Genomic DNA, 17,421 nt, shown 5'->3' on the forward strand with positions numbered 1-17,421 from the left:
TATATATTAAATACGTGAAACGATGGCAGCTGCCACATCGCTTGTGCTGTATCCACCTTGTGGGTAGATATCTGGCGTGCCAACGCCTGCTTCTACGGCTTCGGCTACGGCTTTTTCAATGGTGCGTGCTGCTTCGTCTTGCCCTAATGAGTAACGTAGCATCAGTGCGGCACTTAAAATTTGTGCTATTGGGTTTGCAACGCCTTTACCTGCAATATCTGGCGCGGAGCCACCAGCAGGTTCGTACAAACCAAAGCCCGATTGATTTAAGCTTGCCGATGGTAATAAGCCCATTGAGCCTGTGATCATCGCACACTCATCTGACAAAATATCACCAAACAAGTTATCGCAAAGTAGCACGTCAAACTGGCTAGGCTGTTTAACTAACTGCATAGCTGCGTTATCTACGTATATATAATCTAGGCTGACTTCTGGGTAGTCTTTACTTACTTCGGTGACTACTTCGCGCCATAATACGCTTGATGCAAGTACGTTGGCTTTATCTACCGAGGTAACATGGTTACTACGTAATTTTGCTGCTTCAAAAGCAAAGCGGGCAATGCGTTCGATTTCTTTACGCGAGTAGTTTTGCGTATCAAAGGCAAACTCCTCTTCGCCTTCGCCACCTCGCCCTTTTTCACCAAAGTAAATGCCGCCGGTAAGCTCGCGTACACATAAAATATCAAAGCCTTTTTCGCTAATATCGGCACGTAATGGCGATGCTGCGCTAAGCGCCGGTAAAAGCTGTGCTGGGCGTAAGTTACAAAACAAACCAAAGTGCTTACGAAGCGGTAAAAGCGATGCACGCTCAGGCTGCTCATTTGGTGGAAGGTTTTCCCACTTAGGGCCACCTACTGAGCCAAATAAAATAGCATCAGCGTTTTCGCATGCGCTCAGTGTTTTTGGTGGTAATGCTTCACCAAATTCATCAATGGCTGCACCACCAATAGCATGATGCTCGCGGTTTAGAGTAAAACCAAACTTATTGCTCACAGCATCAAGTACTTGCTCTGCTGCTGCCATTACTTCTGGGCCAATACCGTCGCCTGCTAATACGGCAACGCTGTAGTTTGTTTTACTCATCCTGCTTTCCTTTGTTGTTTTAAATCAGACACTTTTTGTGCACGATAAATTAAGTTGTAAACACGGATCATGGCGCGTACCGACGCTTCTACCACATCCGCAGCAATACCCGCACCGTGATAAGGGCGACCATCGTATTTAGCAATAATGTTTACTTGGCCTAGCGAGCTTGCGCCTTGGCCTGTCGCTTCTAAGTTGTATTCAATCATTTCAACGCTCATACCGGTTAAGCGCTCAATAGCTGCAAACGACGCCTCTACTGGGCCATTACCTGTTGCGGCTTCTTGTTTAACTTCGCCATCAATCACCATACCAATAGTAGAGCTGGCTACCGATTGCGAGTTAGACGCTGAGTTAACAAACTCTAACTGGTATTTTTCATCTTTGTCGTTAATTTGATTTAGGTAAATCATGGCTTCAAGGTCGTAGTCGTACACCGTGCCTTTTTGATCAGCTAACGCTAAAAAGCTTTCGTATAGGCTGTCCATATCGTAGTCCGCTTTTTGATACCCTAACTCTTCTAAGCGATGCTCAATAACATGACGGCCCGAACGCGAAGTCATATTTAATTGGTTGTTTGGTACGCCTACGCTTTCTGGCGACATTATTTCGTACGTATTTTGTGCTTTTAATACGCCATCTTGGTGAATGCCCGAGCTATGTGCAAAGGCGTTTTCGCCCACAATGGCTTTATTTGGCTGCACTGGCATATTACAAATTTTTGCCACTTGGCGAGATGCGCGATAAATTTCTTCGCTTTTAATATCGGTGTGAACTTTTAAGTGGTCTTTGCGCATTTTCATGATCATCGCCACTTCTTCAAGCGAGCAGTTACCCGCACGCTCACCAATACCATTTATTGTACATTCAATTTGGCGAGCACCGGCTTGTACCGCAGCGACCGAGTTAGCAACAGCTAAACCTAAATCATTATGACAATGCACGCTTAAACGCGCTTTATCTATGTTCGGCACATTATTCATTAAATGGCGGATCATTGCGGCGTATTCATCTGGCGTTACAAAGCCAACGGTGTCGGGTAAATTAATAGTAGAGGCACCTGCGTTAATGGCCTGCTCAACAATTTTACATAAATCCCAGTGCGGCGTGCGCCCTGCATCTTCACACGAAAACTCCACATCGTCTGTGTAGTTGCGCGCTAATTTAATTGATTTAACCGCCATGGCCGTAGCGTCATCTAGGCTCATACGTAATTTATGTTCAAGGTGCAAAGGGCTTGTGGCAATAAAAGTATGAATACGGCTTTGCTGTGCTGTGCGAAGTGCCTCACCACAGGCTTCAATATCTTTTGCTACTGAACGTGCTAACCCACAAATAATTGGACCTTTTACTTCAGTTGCAATTCGTTGCACCGAGCGAAAGTCAGCAGGGCTGGATACCGGAAAACCCACTTCCATCACATCAACATTCAAACGGCTAATAGTATGCGCTAACTGAATTTTATCATCTTCAGTAAGGCTTGCCTTAAGTGCCTGCTCGCCATCACGTAAAGTGGTATCAAAAATCCATACTTTATCTTTGTCTTGCATAACTGCCCCTCATTCCTATGTTACCCAAATTTCAATTTATCCCAGCCGCGAGATAAAAAAAACCCCGCAATTGCGGGGTTTTTAATGTTCAACTCAATGCAAACACACTAATCCCCGCTTACTTGCCATAGCAGTAAGAGGTTAAGTTTTAGTGTAATTAAACGAATATTTTGCATCTTGTTTCTTGTGTGTGTGTTCAGTGAGGCCTATTTTTAACATTACAGAGAGATCGAAGCAAGCATAAAAATTTCACAAAACAACTTCGCACCATACAATTTTAGATTTTATTATTCAAAAAAATACTGAAAAAGGGATTTTAAAATCAAAAAAAAGCTAAGTCACGCTTAAATTTATAATCTCAACAAGCTGCTCTGCTTATATTAACTTTTTACTATTTTTTAGGCTAAGTTACTTAATTTGTTTCTCTTACATAATGGGTTGCACCACGCGTTATGTAACGCAGCTGCCAAATAACACGCTCAACAAGTTCGTCAAGTTGTTGGCCTTCTATATCTAGCGCCTCTGCGCCGGCATTAAACACCAGTGTTACCATGGCTTCTGATTGAATGTAGGCGTGCATGGCGTCGCACTTGGTTTCGCTTTCTAAATAGTGGGCAAGCTCTAAAATAAAGTGTTTGATTTCGCGTGCGACTGCGGCTCTAAATGCCTTAGATGTGCCAGAGCGCTCACGCAGTAATAACCTAAATTGGTTGCTTGAGCTGTCTATAAATTCCATAAACGTAACAACCGAGGTGTTGATTACACTGCCACCGTCGTTTGCTATGCGTCTTCGGGCTTGGCGCATTAGCTGGCGAAGGGTTAAACCGGCTTCGTCTACCATGGTTAAACCTAGCTCGTTCATGTCTTTAAAATGGCGATAAAACGAGGTGGGCGCAATGCCGGCTTCGCGGGCTACTTCGCGTAAACTTAAATTCGAAAAGCTGTGTTCTGCACTTAGCTGATTAAATGCCGCCTGAATTAAGGCTTGTCGTGTTTTTTGTTTCTGTTGCGCTCTAACACCCGACATCAACAACTCCCTGAATAATTTTATATTAATATTTAGTGATAATAGCTCAATTCCCCAGTCTAATACTTGACGGCGAGAGTTTGAAATACTATTTTAGCTTACAGTTGTACGCTGAGATTGAGAATGATGAATAAACCACCGATTATTTGGACAAACGTCCTATTTTTTAGCCTTACCTTTTTAGCGGCTATCACACTTGTTCCTTGGTATGGCATTAGCTACGGATTTACCAGCGCACATTGGATTGCTTTTGTAGCCTGTATGTTTTTTGCGGGCCTATCTATCACAGCCGGTTACCACCGTTTATGGGCACATAAAACGTATAATGCTCATCCTGCTGTTGAATTTATTTTTGCCCTTGGCGGTGCGTTTGCGTTGCAAAACAGCGCTCTGCACTGGAGTAGCGATCACCGTATACACCATGGCCAAGTTGACGACCCAATAAAAGACCCTTACGCCGCAACCAATGGCTTTTGGTACAGCCACATTGGCTGGATGTTACGTGACTACCAAGGCGATAGCTACGGTGATTACAGTAATTGTCGTGATTTACAGCGTAATAAAATCGTTATGTGGCAACACAAGCACTACCTAAAACTAGTTATTGCGATGAATGTTGGCCTACCATTGGTACTTGGTTTATTGGTGGGCGACGTGTGGGGTATGCTTATTTTAGCGGGTTTACTGCGTTTAGTATTAAGCCAACACTTTACCTTTTTTATTAACTCGGTGGCTCACATATGGGGTTCGCGCCCATACACTGAAAAAAATACCGCGCGCGATAATGGCTTTTTAGCGTTATTTACTTATGGCGAGGGTTACCATAACTTTCATCATATTTTTGCAAGTGATTACCGTAATGGGATTAAGTGGTTTCATTATGACCCCACTAAATGGATGATTCGCTCTTTAGCTGCTGTTGGTTTAGCCAGTAAATTAAAGCGTACCCCTGTTGAGCGCATAGAAAAAGCTAAAGCCGATACGCTTATGAGCAAAACGCAAACACGCCTTGCAAAATTGCCTTTAGCGCAAGATAGGCTTACATTATTACAACAAGAATACGATTTATTGCTGAAAAAACTGCAGACTTATTGTTCACTTCAAAAACAAGTTTTAGAAGTTAAAAAAAATAATATGGCAAAGCAGTGTGAACGTTCAGCTTTAATGGCACAATATCACGAGCTGGAAGCCGCCTGGGAAAATCAAAAACAGGCATGGCTAGCACTTAATGCGAGGTTATTAAAAGCCTCTTTTAATTAATTTAGGAGTGGCTGTGGCCAAACAACCAGAACAGAAAAAAGCACCCGTAAGTTTCCAATATGACGCAATAATTATTGGTACGGGCCCTGGCGGTGAAGGCACCGCCATGAACCTTTCGAAAAACAACAAAAAAGTAGCGGTTATAGAGCGCCAAGAAACAGTCGGCGGCGGTTGTGTACATTGGGGAACAATCCCTTCTAAGGCATTGCGTCACTCGGTTAGCCGCTACATTGAATACAAAGCCAACCCGTTGTTTAATATTGGTGAACGCCCGAGTCGTTTAACATTTCCTGATATTTTACGTCACGCAAGTTCGGTTATTTCTAAGCAGTCTAATTTACGTAGCAGCTTTTACGATCGTAATCGTATTCATATGTTTCAAGGTGATGCGAGCTTTGTTGATAAACACACGGTTGAAGTAAAACGTCTTGACGGTTCAACCGAGCGTATTACTGCAAAAACAATTGTTATTGCTACGGGCTCTCGCCCTTACCGCCCACCTGAAGTTGATTTTAGCCATTCTCGTATTTACGAGAGCGATACTATTTTAGGCCTTGAGCACGACCCTCAGCGCGTACTTATATACGGCGCAGGGGTTATTGGCTGTGAGTATGCTTCTATTTTTAAAGGTTTAGGCGCTAAAGTTGATTTAGTGAATACTCGCGACCGTTTACTTGCCTTTATGGATGCTGAAATATCTGATGCACTTAGCTACCACTTTTGGAATAGCGGCATTGTTATTCGTCATAACGAAGAGTTTGACCGTGTAGAAACGCGCGACGATTGCGTTGTTATGCATTTAAAATCGGGCAAGCGTGTGAAAGCTGACTGTATTTTATTTGCGAATGGCCGCACAGGTAACACTGACACACTAAACCTTGAAGCCATTGGCTTAAAAGCCGACGGCCGTGGGCAAATAAAAGTAAACGAAACCTACCAAACTGAGGTTGAAAACGTTTATGCGGTAGGCGATGTAATTGGCTACCCAAGCCTAGCTAGTGCTGCGTTTGACCAAGGCCGTATTGCAGCTGATGCAATAGCCTGTGGTAACTGTGATGATAAGTTAATTATTGATATCCCAGCGGGTATTTATACCATTCCAGAAATGAGCTCAGTGGGGAAAACAGAGCAAGAACTAACCGCTGCTAAAGTACCTTACGAAGTAGGCCGTGCTCAGTTTAAACACCTTGCACGCGCGCAGATTGCAGGTACTGAAGTAGGTAGTTTGAAAATATTGTTCCACACCGAAACCAAAGAAGTACTTGGGGTACATTGCTTTGGCGAACGTGCCTCTGAAATTGTTCACATTGGCCAAGCCATTATGGAGCAAAAAAATGGTGGCAATAATATCGACTACTTCGTTAATACCACATTTAACTACCCAACCATGGCAGAAGCCTATCGGGTTGCAGCATTAAATGGTTTAAATCGCTTGTTTAAGTAAGCACTTTAAAGCGTATAAACAAAAAGCCCGCTGTTAAGCGGGCTTTTTAGTATTAATGCATAAAACACATTAATTATTTGTGGTACTGGCCGCTAAGCTCGTGCACGGCATTAATAAATACACCGGCATTTTCTGGGTCAACATCCGGCGTGATGCCGTGACCTAAGTTAAACACATGGCCATTGCCTGTACCAAAGTCTTCTAAAATAGTGCCTACTTCTTGGCGTATACGATCTGGCGTACCATGTAGCATTGACGGGTCCATGTTACCTTGCAAGGCCACTTTATCGCCTACGCGGCGTTTAGCATCGCCAATATTAATGGTCCAATCTAGGCCTACTGCATCACAACCTGTGGCTGCAATGGCTTCTATCCACTGGCCACCATTTTTAGTAAATAACGTTACAGGCACTTTGCGACCATCGTACTCACGAATCAGGCCATCAACAATTTTGTGCATGTATTGCAGTGAAAACTCGTTGTAGTCGCGCGGGCTTAATACACCGCCCCACGAATCAAATACCATTAACGACTGCGCGCCGGCTTTTACTTGTGCGTTTAAGTAGTCGATTACTGAATCAGCAAGTTTATCTAGTAATAAATGAAGTGTTTGCGGCTCTGCAAACGCCATTTTTTTAATTTTACCAAATACTTTGCTGCTACCGCCTTCAACCATGTATGTAGCAAGTGTCCATGGTGAACCAGAAAAGCCAATAAGTGGTACTTCGCCTTTAAGTTCACGGCGGATAGTACTTACTGCATTCATTACATAACCAAGCTCGTCAGTTGGATCGAGCTTAGGTATTTTTTTAACATCTGCAAGCGACGATATAGGACGTTCAAACTTAGGGCCTTCACCTGTTTCGAAGTACAAACCTAAACCCATTGCATCAGGAATCGTTAAAATATCGCTGAACAAAATGGCCGCGTCTAATGGGTAACGACGCAGTGGCTGAAGTGTTACCTCACAAGCAAGCTCAGCATTACGGCACAGGCTCATAAAATCGCCCGCTTGCGCACGTGTAGCACGGTACTCTGGTAAATAACGTCCAGCTTGACGCATCATCCATACAGGCGTTACATCAACGGGTTGTTTTGCAAGTGCACGTAAATAACGGTCGTTTTTTAATTCGCTCATGGCGTAAATGATCCTAATGCTTATAGAAATTGTGCAAGATTGTACCACCATATTCATCGCCTCTCTATTTCTTAAAGACGAAAACGCCCTTACATAGAAGCAGATCAATAATATTGACGGTTTTAATCCGTTTTGATTATAAATTAGGCAAAAAATACTAACATTTAAAACTTTTTGTTAATATGTTTGCAACATAACAAAAACCTTGGTATTGTCTTTCCCGCGTTAACAAAAACAATAATAAATTATTAAAACAATAAAAATAAAAAGTTTTAAATAATAACAATAAAAATCATTTAATAAAAATAAGAAAGCTTGTTATAACAAGCCACTTGAAGAAATTAGACCACCTTAACCGGTGGTTTTTTCTTGTCTGCAATAAAATATTTAGCCTTTCAATAAATAATTCTTCTGCACTTTTACAACATCTGCATTACTTGTTGATATACACGCAAATTAAATATATCTTGATGTACATAAAAACGAATGTAACTAAAAACCAACCCAGCTTAGGAGAACAGTTATGCTGACGCGTGTAGAAAAAGCTCAACAGAAATGGGGTGGTAGCCATACAGTAATCGATAACTGGCTTAATGAACGCCAAGAACTTATTGTACTGTATTGCAAGATTGCAGGGTTTGCGCCTTATGATAAAAAAGATCACGCGCTACCAGAGCCTGAACAAATACAGTCTTTTTGCCAACTGCTTATGGATTACCTCTCTGCAGGGCATTTTGAAGTGTACGATGATATTGCTAAAGCCTGTGAAAAAAAGGGCTTAGAGAGCCAAAAGCTTGCAAACTCAATTTATCCGCGTATTTCAGGCACCACCGATGTCGCACTTGATTTCAATGACAAGTACGCTGAAGTAAATAAAGAAGACTTATTAGAAGGGTTTGATAACGACCTTTCAGTTATTGGTGAGTCATTAGAGCTTCGTTTTGAGCTTGAAGATGAACTGATTGATAACCTGTTTTCTAATCATACTGATTAAATTAAGATTTAATTAAGTTACACGAATTAAAAAAGGGACCCTAAGGTCCCTTTTTACGTTTTAAGCTTGGCTTATTCTGCAGGTGCTTCTGCATTTTGAATTTCTAGTAATTCAACTTCAAAAACAAGTGTTGAATTAGCTGGAATTTTACCAAGGTCACGATCGCCGTAAGCAAGCTCTGAAGGAATAGTAAACTTGTACTTAGACCCTACAGGCATAAGTTGTAAACCTTCCGTCCAACCAGCAATTACGCGATTAAGTGGGAATGTAGTTGGTTCGTTACGTGCGTATGAGCTATCAAACTCAGTGCCGTCTAATAAAGTACCTTTGTAATGTACTTTAACAACGTCTGTTGCTGCTGGCTTTTCGCCTTCGCCTTCGCTTAATACTTCGTATTGTAGACCAGACTCAGTTACTGTTACGCCTTCTTTTTTAGCGTTATCAGCTAGGTATTGAACACCTGCCGCTTTGCTTTTTTCAGACTCAACTTTCGCTTTTTCTTCTTGCTTAGTGCGTACTGAGGTATCTAAAGCGGTTAACACTTCACGAATTTTTTCTTCGTCAATTTTTGCATTGCCAGCAAGTGCATCTTCAAAACCACGAATTAATAGCGCTTGGTCTAGCTCAATGCCAATTTCAGATTTGTCTGCTAGGTCTTTATTTAAAAAGTTACCTACAGAAGCACCAATACCGTATGCTTGTTGTTGCTCTACAGTGTCTAATGTTACTTCAGCTTGCTCTTTTTTTGCTTCTTGATTACAAGCTGTAAGCGCTAAAACCGACGCTGCAATCAATGACAATCTAATCGTCTTTTTCATTTTAAATCTCCGACATACTTTGCAGTTGTCATTTATTGTAATATTACTAGTTAAAGATTAACGCCCTACATGGTAGGCTGTTTGTTTAATAACTAAAGTCTGTATTGTTAGCTAAACTTAGAAATATATATCCAGTGATTAGACAAACAACCTAGGCATTTAACGCACCTAGTCTAACCTCTCAGTCACTAAGAGTTAAGAGGAAATACCTGTAAGATGTCGATATTTCGTACTTTTTTAATCGTTTTTAGCTGTTTTTTAGCCATTGCCTGTACCGATAAAAAAAATCAATCGGTAGAAAGCTTTGAGCATACCGCACAAGGTGCATTTTCGTCAGCTCTCTCTCACGATGGAAAGTACAGTTTAATCTCTTCTATCAACCATGGGGTCGCGCTGTGGGATAATCAACAGCACGTTTTAAAATACCAATGGTTTCAGCAGCAATCTCAAGACAACTTAGTTTACAGCCTTGCCATTGCCTTTGATAACAGCGTGGCGGTTACCGCAGAAAAAACAACTTTCGCAGTGTGGGATATCAGCACTGGCGAAAACAAAGGCTATTACAAAATACAAAAAGCCACGATTCGAGATATTGCCATTAGTAACCAAGGTCGTAGTGTATTATATGGCCGCAGCGATGGCGTGGTTGTATTTTTAAACCTTGAAACCGGACGTCGCATTGAGTTTTTAGGCCATCAAGATAAAGTTAACACCGTTGATTTGGCGCCTAATGGGCGCTACGCCTTAAGCGGATCTAACGACTATGTTGCCTATTTTTGGGATACCAATACAGGCCAAGTTATTCATCGCTTTAGCCACCCAACTCGTGTTACTCAAGTAACCCTTGATCCACAAGGTCGCTTTGCATTTACCGCCGACAGTATGGCACAAGCACATGTATGGAAACTGACTACAGGTGATCTTGTGAGTAAACTGGCGTATATTGCGCGTCAGAAAATTTTTACCGCCGTGCGCTTTAACGAGCAAGGCACATTGCTGGCAACGGGTTCGCCAAATAAGCGAGTTGATTTATGGCAAATATCAAGCGGTGAAAAAATTCAAACGTGGCAAGTTACGCCGCGAGAAGGCAGTAAACCAAAATCGGCCGTTGTGCTTGATGTGGCATTTATAGATAACGATAAGTCGTTGTTAACCGAAAGCTCCAGCGGTATCGCAGAGCGATTTATTATACGAGACACTAATGAACACAATTGAACACCGCGTAATGGAACTTGAAGCCAAAGTGGCTTTTCAAGATGAAACGATTGAAATCTTAAACGATGAGATCAAAGTGCACCAGCAAATGCTAGCTAAAATGAAACGCCAAACAGAACTGCTGGCAGAAAAAATTAAAGAAGCGCAAACCTCGCCTTCTATGATGTCTAATATGCCAGAGCCACCGCCTCCGCATTACTAAAAGGTGTGTACTTAGGCAATAAAAACCGGGTTAGTCGCCCGGTTTAAAAACACCAATTACTTGCTCAAATTGGCGAGTAGATGCCTGAACAGCGTTCTCTGGTTGTGACATTTTATGCCCACACTCAACACACTCTACTTTTTCAACATCATGTTCTCTGTAAAGCATCATTGTATCCATGGCTTTGCAGTCAGGGCACGATGCACCAGCAATAAATCGCTTCTTTTGTCTCACAACATTTTTCCTGTGGTTTGAACTACAACTATTTTATCGTATAACATCACTTGTTGATACGCTTGATAAGCGCATTAAGTTCTATGGTATGATAGCGCCAACTTAACAAGGGTACAGTAAAGTAACGCATTCATGATCCAAATATCAGAAATAGAACTCCTTCGTGGCGGAACAGCCTTATTAAAAAATGCATCAGCTACGTTATTTCCAGAGCACAAAGTAGGCCTTGTGGGCGCCAATGGCTGTGGAAAATCAACCTTATTTGGTTTACTAAAATCTGAATTGCAACTTGATGCTGGTAATTGCAGTATTCCTAAAGATTGGTCTATTGCTTCGGTTAAACAAGAAACCCCTGCCCTCGAAATAAGCGCCATTGATTATGTATTGCAAGGACACCCTGAATACTACGCGCTGCGTATTGCGCTGAGAGAAGCAGAACAAAATAACGATGGCGATACTCAAGCCAAAGTGCATATTCAGCTAGAAAACATGAAAGGCTACAGCATTGAATCGCAAGCTGGCGAGCTGTTGCATGGGTTAGGATTTGCTAATAACCAAATAGAAAACCCTGTTAGTGCGTTTTCGGGGGGGTGGCGCATGCGTTTAAACCTTGCCCAAGCACTTATTCGAAACGCTGATTTACTATTGCTCGATGAGCCGACAAACCACCTTGATTTAGATGCCGTATATTGGCTTGAGCGCTTTTTGCGTGCCTACACAGGCACATTGGTACTTATATCGCACGACCGTGAGTTTTTAGATGCCGTGGTTGATCAAATTTGGCACATAGATAAACAACTTATCAATGTATACAAAGGTAACTACTCGCAGTTCGAACGCCAAAAAGCAGAGCGTTTATTACAACAGCAAGCCATGTTCGAAAAACAGCAAGAGCAAATTGCCCACCTAGAACAGTTTATTACTCGCTTTAAAGCAAAAGCCAGTAAAGCTAAACAGGCGCAAAGCCGTGTTAAAGCTCTTGAACGTATGGAAAAGCTTGCCCCTGCACATGCTGACTCACCATTTAATTTTGAGTTTGCAGAGCCATTAGCGCTACCAAACCCACTCATGACGCTCGACAAAGCTCAAGCCGGGTATGGCGACGTAACTATTTTAAATAGTATTAAGCTGAACTTAGTACCTGGCAGCCGTATTGCACTGCTTGGTAGAAATGGCGCAGGTAAATCCACATTAATTAAATTACTTGCCGGCGACTTAAAACCACAAGCAGGAGATGTATTTCAGCACCAAGGCCTTAATATTGGCTACTTTGCACAGCACCAGCTTGAATCCCTTGACTTAAAAGCCAGCGCAATTACACATTTACAACGTTTAAATCCTAAGGCTAGCGAACAATCGCTACGTGACTTTTTAGGCGGTTTTGCCTTTATTGGCGATAAAGCGCTTGAGCCTGTAGCACCGTTTTCAGGTGGAGAAAAAGCCCGTTTAGTGCTGGCTATGTTGGTATATCAAAAACCAAATTTACTGCTACTCGATGAGCCTACCAACCACCTTGACTTAGAAATGCGCCATGCTCTTGTTATGGCTCTACAAGGATTTGAAGGCGCTATGGTTACCGTGTCGCATGACCGCCACATGCTGAAAAACACCGCCGATGAGTTTTACCTTGTAGACAGCGGCGAAGTAACTCAATTTGGCTACGAACTTGACGATTATTACCAATGGCTTCTTAATGCGAATAAAGCGGCTACTAAATCGGAGCAAGCCGAAGAGCCAAAAGCAAACTCAGGGGTTAATAGAAAAGAGCAAAAGCGCCTAGAGGCTGAATTTAGAAAAGCCATTCAACCGCTTAAAAAGCAAATTGAGAAACTTGAAAAGCAGCTCGACAAACACGCCGCAGAGCTCAGCGAAGTGGAAGTTGCACTTGGCGATAACGAGCTCTACAACGATGACAACAAAGCCCGGTTAAAAGAGTTAATTGCTAAGCAAGCCACGCTTACGCCTAAACTTAACGATATTGAAGAAGAGTTACTTATGGCGCTTGAAGAAATGGAAGAAAAAGAACAAGCCTTTGCCGATGAACTTGCTTAACTGCGATGACTTTTGGCAATTTGCATGTGACCTTTATAGCAAAGGTGACATGCAAACGCGTCTGTTGGATTATCAAAACCAGCAAGGTAAAAATGTAAACCTGTGTTTGTTACTGTATTACCTAGACTCTCTCAAGCTAGCAGTTAGTCAAACTCAGCTAAACAAGCTTGAACAATCAATTTGTGAATTTGACCAGCAGGTATTGAAGCCCCTTCGTGCTACACGCGCCTATCTAAAAGCAAATCAAACCGAGATTGCAGATTACGCTGTAATTCGTAAAGAGCTGCTCAGTACTGAGCTCAAGCTCGAGAAACAACAACAACAGATGTTAGTAGAAAAAGTGAATACTTTAACATTAGAGCCTGATTCGAGGACCACTAATGTAATGCTATATGTTGGAGAGCTTTAAGCATTCGTTTTTTGCTGCAACTGCAACCCTGTTAGGGTTGCTAAAGTAATAACTAACAATGAAACAGGCAACTCTATAATGGAAGTTTCACTAAAAAAGTAAAACTCTTGCAATATCAATGAGACAGTTACTGTACCAAGCAAAGAGCCTAAAAAGTAAACATAAAATGTATATCGCCAAGCATAATTATCACTGCGATATGCCATTACACCGTATAGTAAAAAAGATAAAACACTAGAAGGCATGATTGCAATAAGAATGTAATCGCCAAGCCTCGATGATGCATAGCGCTCAAAACCAACAACAGTATTAAGTAATGTCGATAAGGCAATTTGCAGCAGCATAATCACTAAAGTGTATTTAACTATCCGTGTAATGTTCAATGCCTACCACCATTATTACTAGGTATAAAAATAAAGCTATAAAGGAAAATTATAAGCCCAAGCAGATGTTATTGCTACTAAGCTTGTAGGAACCAGCTTTAGCTGCGAATAAATTTTGCATTCCCCTCATTTACTTCTCATTCTCTCTTTGTGCAAAAAACTATTTAAATAACTGACTCACAATGAGGCATAGAGGCGCTTCGCTTTAAGAGAAAAACAAAGCCGTGATTTAGCTCAGCAAACTTACAATAAAAATTATCGCCATAAATGACGACCTACAGTAATTCATTACCTTGAAACTGCTTTTTATCATTAATTCTCGTTGGGTTTCGCTATGCTCTAGCCAACCTATTTGATCCAAATCAACTTCTTTACGACTCTTTTAATAATCAGGAAAATAGCTTGATCTGGATCAGTTCAGAGCTGCAAAAATAGACCTATGATTACCCCATAGACATCAGGAGGCAATTATGGACGTATTCTTTAGAGATTTTTTTAGCGACCCAGTGTTATTTTTATCATTTGGCTTTTTAGGCGTCGTTATTAGTTTATGCCTATTTTTTGTGTATTTTTTCATGAAAAAAGTACACGACGCTGATCTGAAAGAACAACATTAAAAAATTAAGCACGACGCACAAAGCGCCTAATTAGTTATTAATTAGGCGCTTTTTATTCTTTTTGATACACTAACGCTTCGTTTTTGCAAAGTGTGTAGTATAAACATGACTCATAAGTTTAAACCCGCATGGTGGATGACCAATCGTCACGTTCAAACCATAATGCCGCGTTTTTTCCGCCCTTTTCATAATACTCGCTACGAATTAGAACAGCTTGATACACCCGACGGTGATTTTATTGAGCTTGCATGGTCACTTCCGCATAACGAAAACGCTCCACTTGCCATTGTATTGCATGGCCTTGAAGGCAATATTAATAGCTTCTATGCCAAAGGCATGATGAAAGCGCTAAAAAAGCAAGGGTATGCCGTTGTACTCATGCACTTTAGAAACTGCTCAACAGAGGTAAACCGTCTTCCCCGTGCGTACCACAGTGGTGACACAGACGACTTAGCCTTTTTTATTAATCACTTAAAACTACAATTTCCAAACAGGCCTTTATTTGCGGTTGGCTTTTCGTTAGGTGGTAATGTTTTAGCAAAATATTTAGGTGAGCAAGCCCAGCGATGCCCATTAAATGCAGCAGCCGTTATATCAGCACCGTATGATTTATCATCATCAAGTGATGTAATACGCAAAAGCTTGGGTAAAATTTATCAAAAGTATTTGCTCGATCGTATGAAAAAATCGATGCAGCGCAAGTTGCCTCAAATTAAGCAGCAAATACCCATTACAACTGATGAATTAATGGACATTAATGATTTATTAGAATTTGATAATCATATAACAGCCCCTTTGCATGGCTTTGAGAATGCACATGATTATTATCGTCAAGCCAGTGCTATGCCCTACTTAAAACATATTGCTGTACCTACCTTAATCATTCATGCGAAAGACGACCCAATGCTGTCGATTAAAGCAGTGCCTAGCAAGCAAGATGTGAGTGAAGATGTTACCCTGTGCGTCTCTGAAAAAGGTGGGCACGTTGGATTTATTAGCGGAAGTAATCCGTTTAAACCCATTTTTTGGTTAGAAAAAGCCGTACCCAGCTATTTTGGCCAACACATAATAAACAAAACGAGTAACAAGCAGTAATGATTATCCCTTTTGAACAACTTGATAAAGACACACTATACAATTTAATAGAAAGCTATGTACTGCGTGAAGGCACTGATTATGGCGAGCAAGAGTTCAGTATTGGAAGTAAAGTTGCGCAGGTAAATCAACAATTAAAAAGCGGCGAAGCCATGGTGTTTTTTTCAGAGCTGCACGAATCGGTCACTATCATCTCAAAGAGTGAATTTAAAGCACTGCAAAGTGAAGAGCACCAACAAGCGTCGTATGATTAGAGTGTAATACTTGTAACTTTTTAGCTGAGCGTACACAATGGCTTTTTACCCAAAGAGCCAAAACATGATAAAACTCAGCACTCTAGTGGTAGCCGTATCACTAGCTTTAACAAACCAAGCCTTTGCAGAGCAACCTGTTAGCGCGTCAGACAAAGCGGTTAAACTTGCCAAAGACACTATTTTAATCGACACTCACATTGATGTACCTTACCGTATTCACGATACGTGGGCTGATGTAACTAAAGCGACTCAGGATGGCGATTTTGATTACCCTCGCGCAGTAAAAGGTGGCTTAAACGCGCCATTTATGTCGATATATATTCCTGCCCATTTAGAGTTTGAAGGTAAAGGCAAAAGCTATCAGTTAGCTAATCAGTTAATTGATGGAATGGAAGCGATTGCACAACGTGCGCCCGCTAAATTTGCAATGGCAAGCTCTACAAACGACATAGAGCAACAATTTAAAGATGGCAAATTGTCTATTGCTATGGGAATGGAAAACGGCTCCCCTATTGAAGGTGACTTAAAAAACCTTCAGCACTTTTTTGACCGTGGCGTACGTTACATCACTCTTGCACACTCACAAAGTAATCATATTTCTGACTCATCTTACGATATTCGCCGTAAATGGAAAGGCTTAAGCCCCTTTGGTAAAGAGCTGGTCACTGCAATGAATAATATGGGTATGTTAATAGATGTGTCGCATATCTCAGATGATGCGTTTTATCAGGTAATGGAATTGTCTAAAACTCCTGTTATTGCCTCACATTCATCGCTTCGTAAATACACTCCGGGTTTTGAGCGTAATATGAATGACGATATGCTATTAGCCCTTAAAAAGAACGGTGGTGTGATTCAAATTAACTTTGGTTCAAGCTTTGTTACAGCAAAAGCAGGTGCATGGGGTAAGCAACTAAAAAGTACAAAAGAGTCTGCTAAAGAACAAGGCACTAAGTTAAGTAATGATTTTGATGCGGCTTATCGCGCTAAAAATCCGTACCCTTTTGCCAGCCTTGAACAAGTGCTTGATCATATTGATCACGTTGTAGAGTTGATTGGCATTGATTATGTTGGCATTGGCTCTGATTACGACGGTGTTGGCGATTCGTTACCGATTGGCTTGAAGGATGTATCTAGTTATCCAAATTTAGTACAAGGCCTTATGGATAGAGGCTACAGCGATGGCGACATAAAAAAAATACTAAGTGGCAATACACTAAGAGTATGGAAGCAAGCTGAAGCATATGCCAAAAAACACTAAGCTGTAAAATTTGTCAGTTATCAAAAAGTTTAATTAATAGCACGGCTTAAAGTCGTGCTTTTTTATGTGTTAAGTATAATTTAACACCAAGCTACTAATAGCTGAAAACGAAACACTTTTCTTTAGGCATTAAAAAACCCGAGGCTAAGCTCGAGTTTTTTAGTATTAATTTAGTTAAACATTAACTATCACTCATTGAACGTTGCTACAAAGCACCTACGCCTGAGGTAAGAGCGTCACCTTCACGTGAGGCAAATTGCAGGCATTAAAAAAGGCCACCTAAGTGACCTTTTTCTAACAATTAACTAAAACGTTAATTATTACTCTACGATAGTTGCTACAACACCAGCACCTACAGTACGGCCACCTTCACGGATAGCAAAAC

General features: G+C 41.3%; 17 protein-coding genes. 10 read left to right on the plus strand and 7 right to left on the minus strand.

The window, feature by feature from the left end:
* Positions 1-6: 6 nt before the first annotated feature.
* From leuB to fabR, 3 genes are all read right to left on the minus strand, one after another.
* A complete protein-coding gene (leuB, locus tag MTF67_RS16535; RefSeq protein ID WP_006793757.1) occupies positions 7-1,083 on the minus strand; it encodes a 3-isopropylmalate dehydrogenase in 1,077 nt (358 codons plus the stop codon).
* The gene (gene leuA / locus MTF67_RS16540; RefSeq protein ID WP_010557777.1) at positions 1,080-2,633 is read right to left on the minus strand and encodes a 2-isopropylmalate synthase; all 1,554 of its coding nucleotides are present in this window, start codon (positions 2,631-2,633) and stop codon (positions 1,080-1,082) included. Before leuA ends, leuB begins: the two co-directional genes overlap by 4 nt.
* Before the next feature lie 412 nt (positions 2,634-3,045).
* On the minus strand, positions 3,046-3,660 hold the full coding sequence (fabR, locus tag MTF67_RS16545) for an HTH-type transcriptional repressor FabR (protein WP_248520140.1): 615 nt from the start codon (positions 3,658-3,660) through the stop codon (positions 3,046-3,048).
* Between the two features lie 126 nt (positions 3,661-3,786).
* On the opposite strand from fabR, the gene MTF67_RS16550 reads away from it, so the two are divergent.
* Together MTF67_RS16550 and sthA are read left to right on the plus strand one after the other, a co-directional pair.
* Complete coding sequence (locus MTF67_RS16550) at positions 3,787-4,920, plus strand: fatty acid desaturase (protein ID WP_006793749.1); 1,134 nt, start codon at positions 3,787-3,789, stop codon at positions 4,918-4,920.
* 13 nt (positions 4,921-4,933) lie between these two features.
* Complete coding sequence (gene sthA, locus MTF67_RS16555; protein WP_010557785.1) at positions 4,934-6,364, plus strand: Si-specific NAD(P)(+) transhydrogenase; 1,431 nt, start codon at positions 4,934-4,936, stop codon at positions 6,362-6,364.
* Positions 6,365-6,437: 73 nt separating this feature from the next.
* On the opposite strand, the gene hemE is transcribed toward sthA, so the two are convergent.
* Positions 6,438-7,502, minus strand: coding sequence for a uroporphyrinogen decarboxylase (gene hemE / locus MTF67_RS16560; RefSeq protein WP_008126752.1), 1,065 nt, complete (start codon positions 7,500-7,502; stop codon positions 6,438-6,440).
* 523 nt (positions 7,503-8,025) lie between these two features.
* Here hemE and MTF67_RS16565 point away from each other — a divergent pair.
* Entirely contained in the window at positions 8,026-8,496 is a 471-nt protein-coding gene (locus tag MTF67_RS16565; RefSeq protein ID WP_006793746.1) for an Rsd/AlgQ family anti-sigma factor, read from the plus strand.
* 71 nt (positions 8,497-8,567) lie between these two features.
* On the opposite strand, the gene fkpA is transcribed toward MTF67_RS16565, so the two are convergent.
* A complete protein-coding gene (gene fkpA / locus MTF67_RS16570) occupies positions 8,568-9,314 on the minus strand; it encodes an FKBP-type peptidyl-prolyl cis-trans isomerase (RefSeq protein WP_008126756.1) in 747 nt (248 codons plus the stop codon).
* A 216-nt stretch (positions 9,315-9,530) separates the two neighbouring features.
* Between fkpA and MTF67_RS16575 the strand changes: the two genes are divergently transcribed.
* Both MTF67_RS16575 and MTF67_RS16580 read left to right on the plus strand, forming a co-directional pair.
* Positions 9,531-10,529: a hypothetical protein gene (locus tag MTF67_RS16575; protein ID WP_008126758.1), complete on the plus strand. Its 999-nt coding sequence runs from the start codon at positions 9,531-9,533 to the stop codon at positions 10,527-10,529.
* Entirely contained in the window at positions 10,516-10,731 is a 216-nt protein-coding gene (locus MTF67_RS16580) for a SlyX family protein (RefSeq protein ID WP_006793743.1), read from the plus strand. The genes MTF67_RS16575 and MTF67_RS16580 overlap by 14 nt, the downstream gene beginning before the upstream one ends.
* Before the next feature lie 30 nt (positions 10,732-10,761).
* Here the strand turns inward: MTF67_RS16580 and MTF67_RS16585 are convergent, their stop codons facing one another.
* On the minus strand, positions 10,762-10,965 hold the full coding sequence (locus tag MTF67_RS16585) for a YheV family putative zinc ribbon protein (RefSeq protein WP_010557786.1): 204 nt from the start codon (positions 10,963-10,965) through the stop codon (positions 10,762-10,764).
* Between the two features lie 132 nt (positions 10,966-11,097).
* On the opposite strand from MTF67_RS16585, the gene MTF67_RS16590 reads away from it, so the two are divergent.
* Together MTF67_RS16590 and MTF67_RS16595 are read left to right on the plus strand one after the other, a co-directional pair.
* Positions 11,098-13,017: an ATP-binding cassette domain-containing protein gene (locus MTF67_RS16590; RefSeq protein WP_248520142.1), complete on the plus strand. Its 1,920-nt coding sequence runs from the start codon at positions 11,098-11,100 to the stop codon at positions 13,015-13,017.
* On the plus strand, positions 13,004-13,426 hold the full coding sequence (locus MTF67_RS16595; RefSeq protein ID WP_058430099.1) for a TIGR02444 family protein: 423 nt from the start codon (positions 13,004-13,006) through the stop codon (positions 13,424-13,426). Before MTF67_RS16590 ends, MTF67_RS16595 begins: the two co-directional genes overlap by 14 nt.
* Here MTF67_RS16595 and MTF67_RS16600 read toward each other — a convergent pair.
* The gene (locus MTF67_RS16600) at positions 13,423-13,809 is read right to left on the minus strand and encodes a hypothetical protein (protein WP_008126769.1); all 387 of its coding nucleotides are present in this window, start codon (positions 13,807-13,809) and stop codon (positions 13,423-13,425) included. The two genes, MTF67_RS16595 and MTF67_RS16600, sit on opposite strands and share 4 nt — an antisense overlap.
* A 722-nt stretch (positions 13,810-14,531) precedes the next feature.
* On the opposite strand from MTF67_RS16600, the gene MTF67_RS16605 reads away from it, so the two are divergent.
* From MTF67_RS16605 to MTF67_RS16615, 3 genes are all read left to right on the plus strand, one after another.
* Positions 14,532-15,521, plus strand: a complete 990-nt coding sequence (locus MTF67_RS16605; protein ID WP_039038346.1) for a hydrolase — start codon at positions 14,532-14,534, stop codon at positions 15,519-15,521.
* Complete coding sequence (locus MTF67_RS16610; RefSeq protein WP_006793737.1) at positions 15,521-15,775, plus strand: YheU family protein; 255 nt, start codon at positions 15,521-15,523, stop codon at positions 15,773-15,775. The genes MTF67_RS16605 and MTF67_RS16610 overlap by 1 nt, the downstream gene beginning before the upstream one ends.
* Positions 15,776-15,839: 64 nt before the next feature.
* The gene (locus MTF67_RS16615) at positions 15,840-17,036 is read left to right on the plus strand and encodes a dipeptidase (protein ID WP_248520143.1); all 1,197 of its coding nucleotides are present in this window, start codon (positions 15,840-15,842) and stop codon (positions 17,034-17,036) included.
* Positions 17,037-17,421: the final 385 nt, after the last annotated feature.

It is taken from the genome of Pseudoalteromonas sp. 2CM32C, from assembly GCF_023161925.1.
Lineage (GTDB): Bacteria > Pseudomonadota > Gammaproteobacteria > Enterobacterales > Alteromonadaceae > Pseudoalteromonas > Pseudoalteromonas marina.

What these genes read in the sequence shown, in the direction of transcription:
- leuB (WP_006793757.1), bottom strand. Translation starts at nt 1,083, where the DNA reads ATGAGTAAAACAAACTACAGCGTTGCCGTATTAGCAGGCGACGGTATT.
- leuA (WP_010557777.1), bottom strand. Translation starts at nt 2,633, where the DNA reads ATGCAAGACAAAGATAAAGTATGGATTTTTGATACCACTTTACGTGAT.
- fabR (WP_248520140.1), bottom strand. Translation starts at nt 3,660, where the DNA reads ATGTCGGGTGTTAGAGCGCAACAGAAACAAAAAACACGACAAGCCTTA.
- MTF67_RS16550 (WP_006793749.1), top strand. Translation starts at nt 3,787, where the DNA reads ATGAATAAACCACCGATTATTTGGACAAACGTCCTATTTTTTAGCCTT.
- hemE (WP_008126752.1), bottom strand. Translation starts at nt 7,502, where the DNA reads ATGAGCGAATTAAAAAACGACCGTTATTTACGTGCACTTGCAAAACAA.
- MTF67_RS16565 (WP_006793746.1), top strand. Translation starts at nt 8,026, where the DNA reads ATGCTGACGCGTGTAGAAAAAGCTCAACAGAAATGGGGTGGTAGCCAT.
- fkpA (WP_008126756.1), bottom strand. Translation starts at nt 9,314, where the DNA reads ATGAAAAAGACGATTAGATTGTCATTGATTGCAGCGTCGGTTTTAGCG.
- MTF67_RS16575 (WP_008126758.1), top strand. Translation starts at nt 9,531, where the DNA reads ATGTCGATATTTCGTACTTTTTTAATCGTTTTTAGCTGTTTTTTAGCC.
- MTF67_RS16580 (WP_006793743.1), top strand. Translation starts at nt 10,516, where the DNA reads ATGAACACAATTGAACACCGCGTAATGGAACTTGAAGCCAAAGTGGCT.
- MTF67_RS16590 (WP_248520142.1), top strand. Translation starts at nt 11,098, where the DNA reads ATGATCCAAATATCAGAAATAGAACTCCTTCGTGGCGGAACAGCCTTA.
- MTF67_RS16595 (WP_058430099.1), top strand. Translation starts at nt 13,004, where the DNA reads ATGAACTTGCTTAACTGCGATGACTTTTGGCAATTTGCATGTGACCTT.
- MTF67_RS16605 (WP_039038346.1), top strand. Translation starts at nt 14,532, where the DNA reads ATGACTCATAAGTTTAAACCCGCATGGTGGATGACCAATCGTCACGTT.
- MTF67_RS16610 (WP_006793737.1), top strand. Translation starts at nt 15,521, where the DNA reads ATGATTATCCCTTTTGAACAACTTGATAAAGACACACTATACAATTTA.
- MTF67_RS16615 (WP_248520143.1), top strand. Translation starts at nt 15,840, where the DNA reads ATGATAAAACTCAGCACTCTAGTGGTAGCCGTATCACTAGCTTTAACA.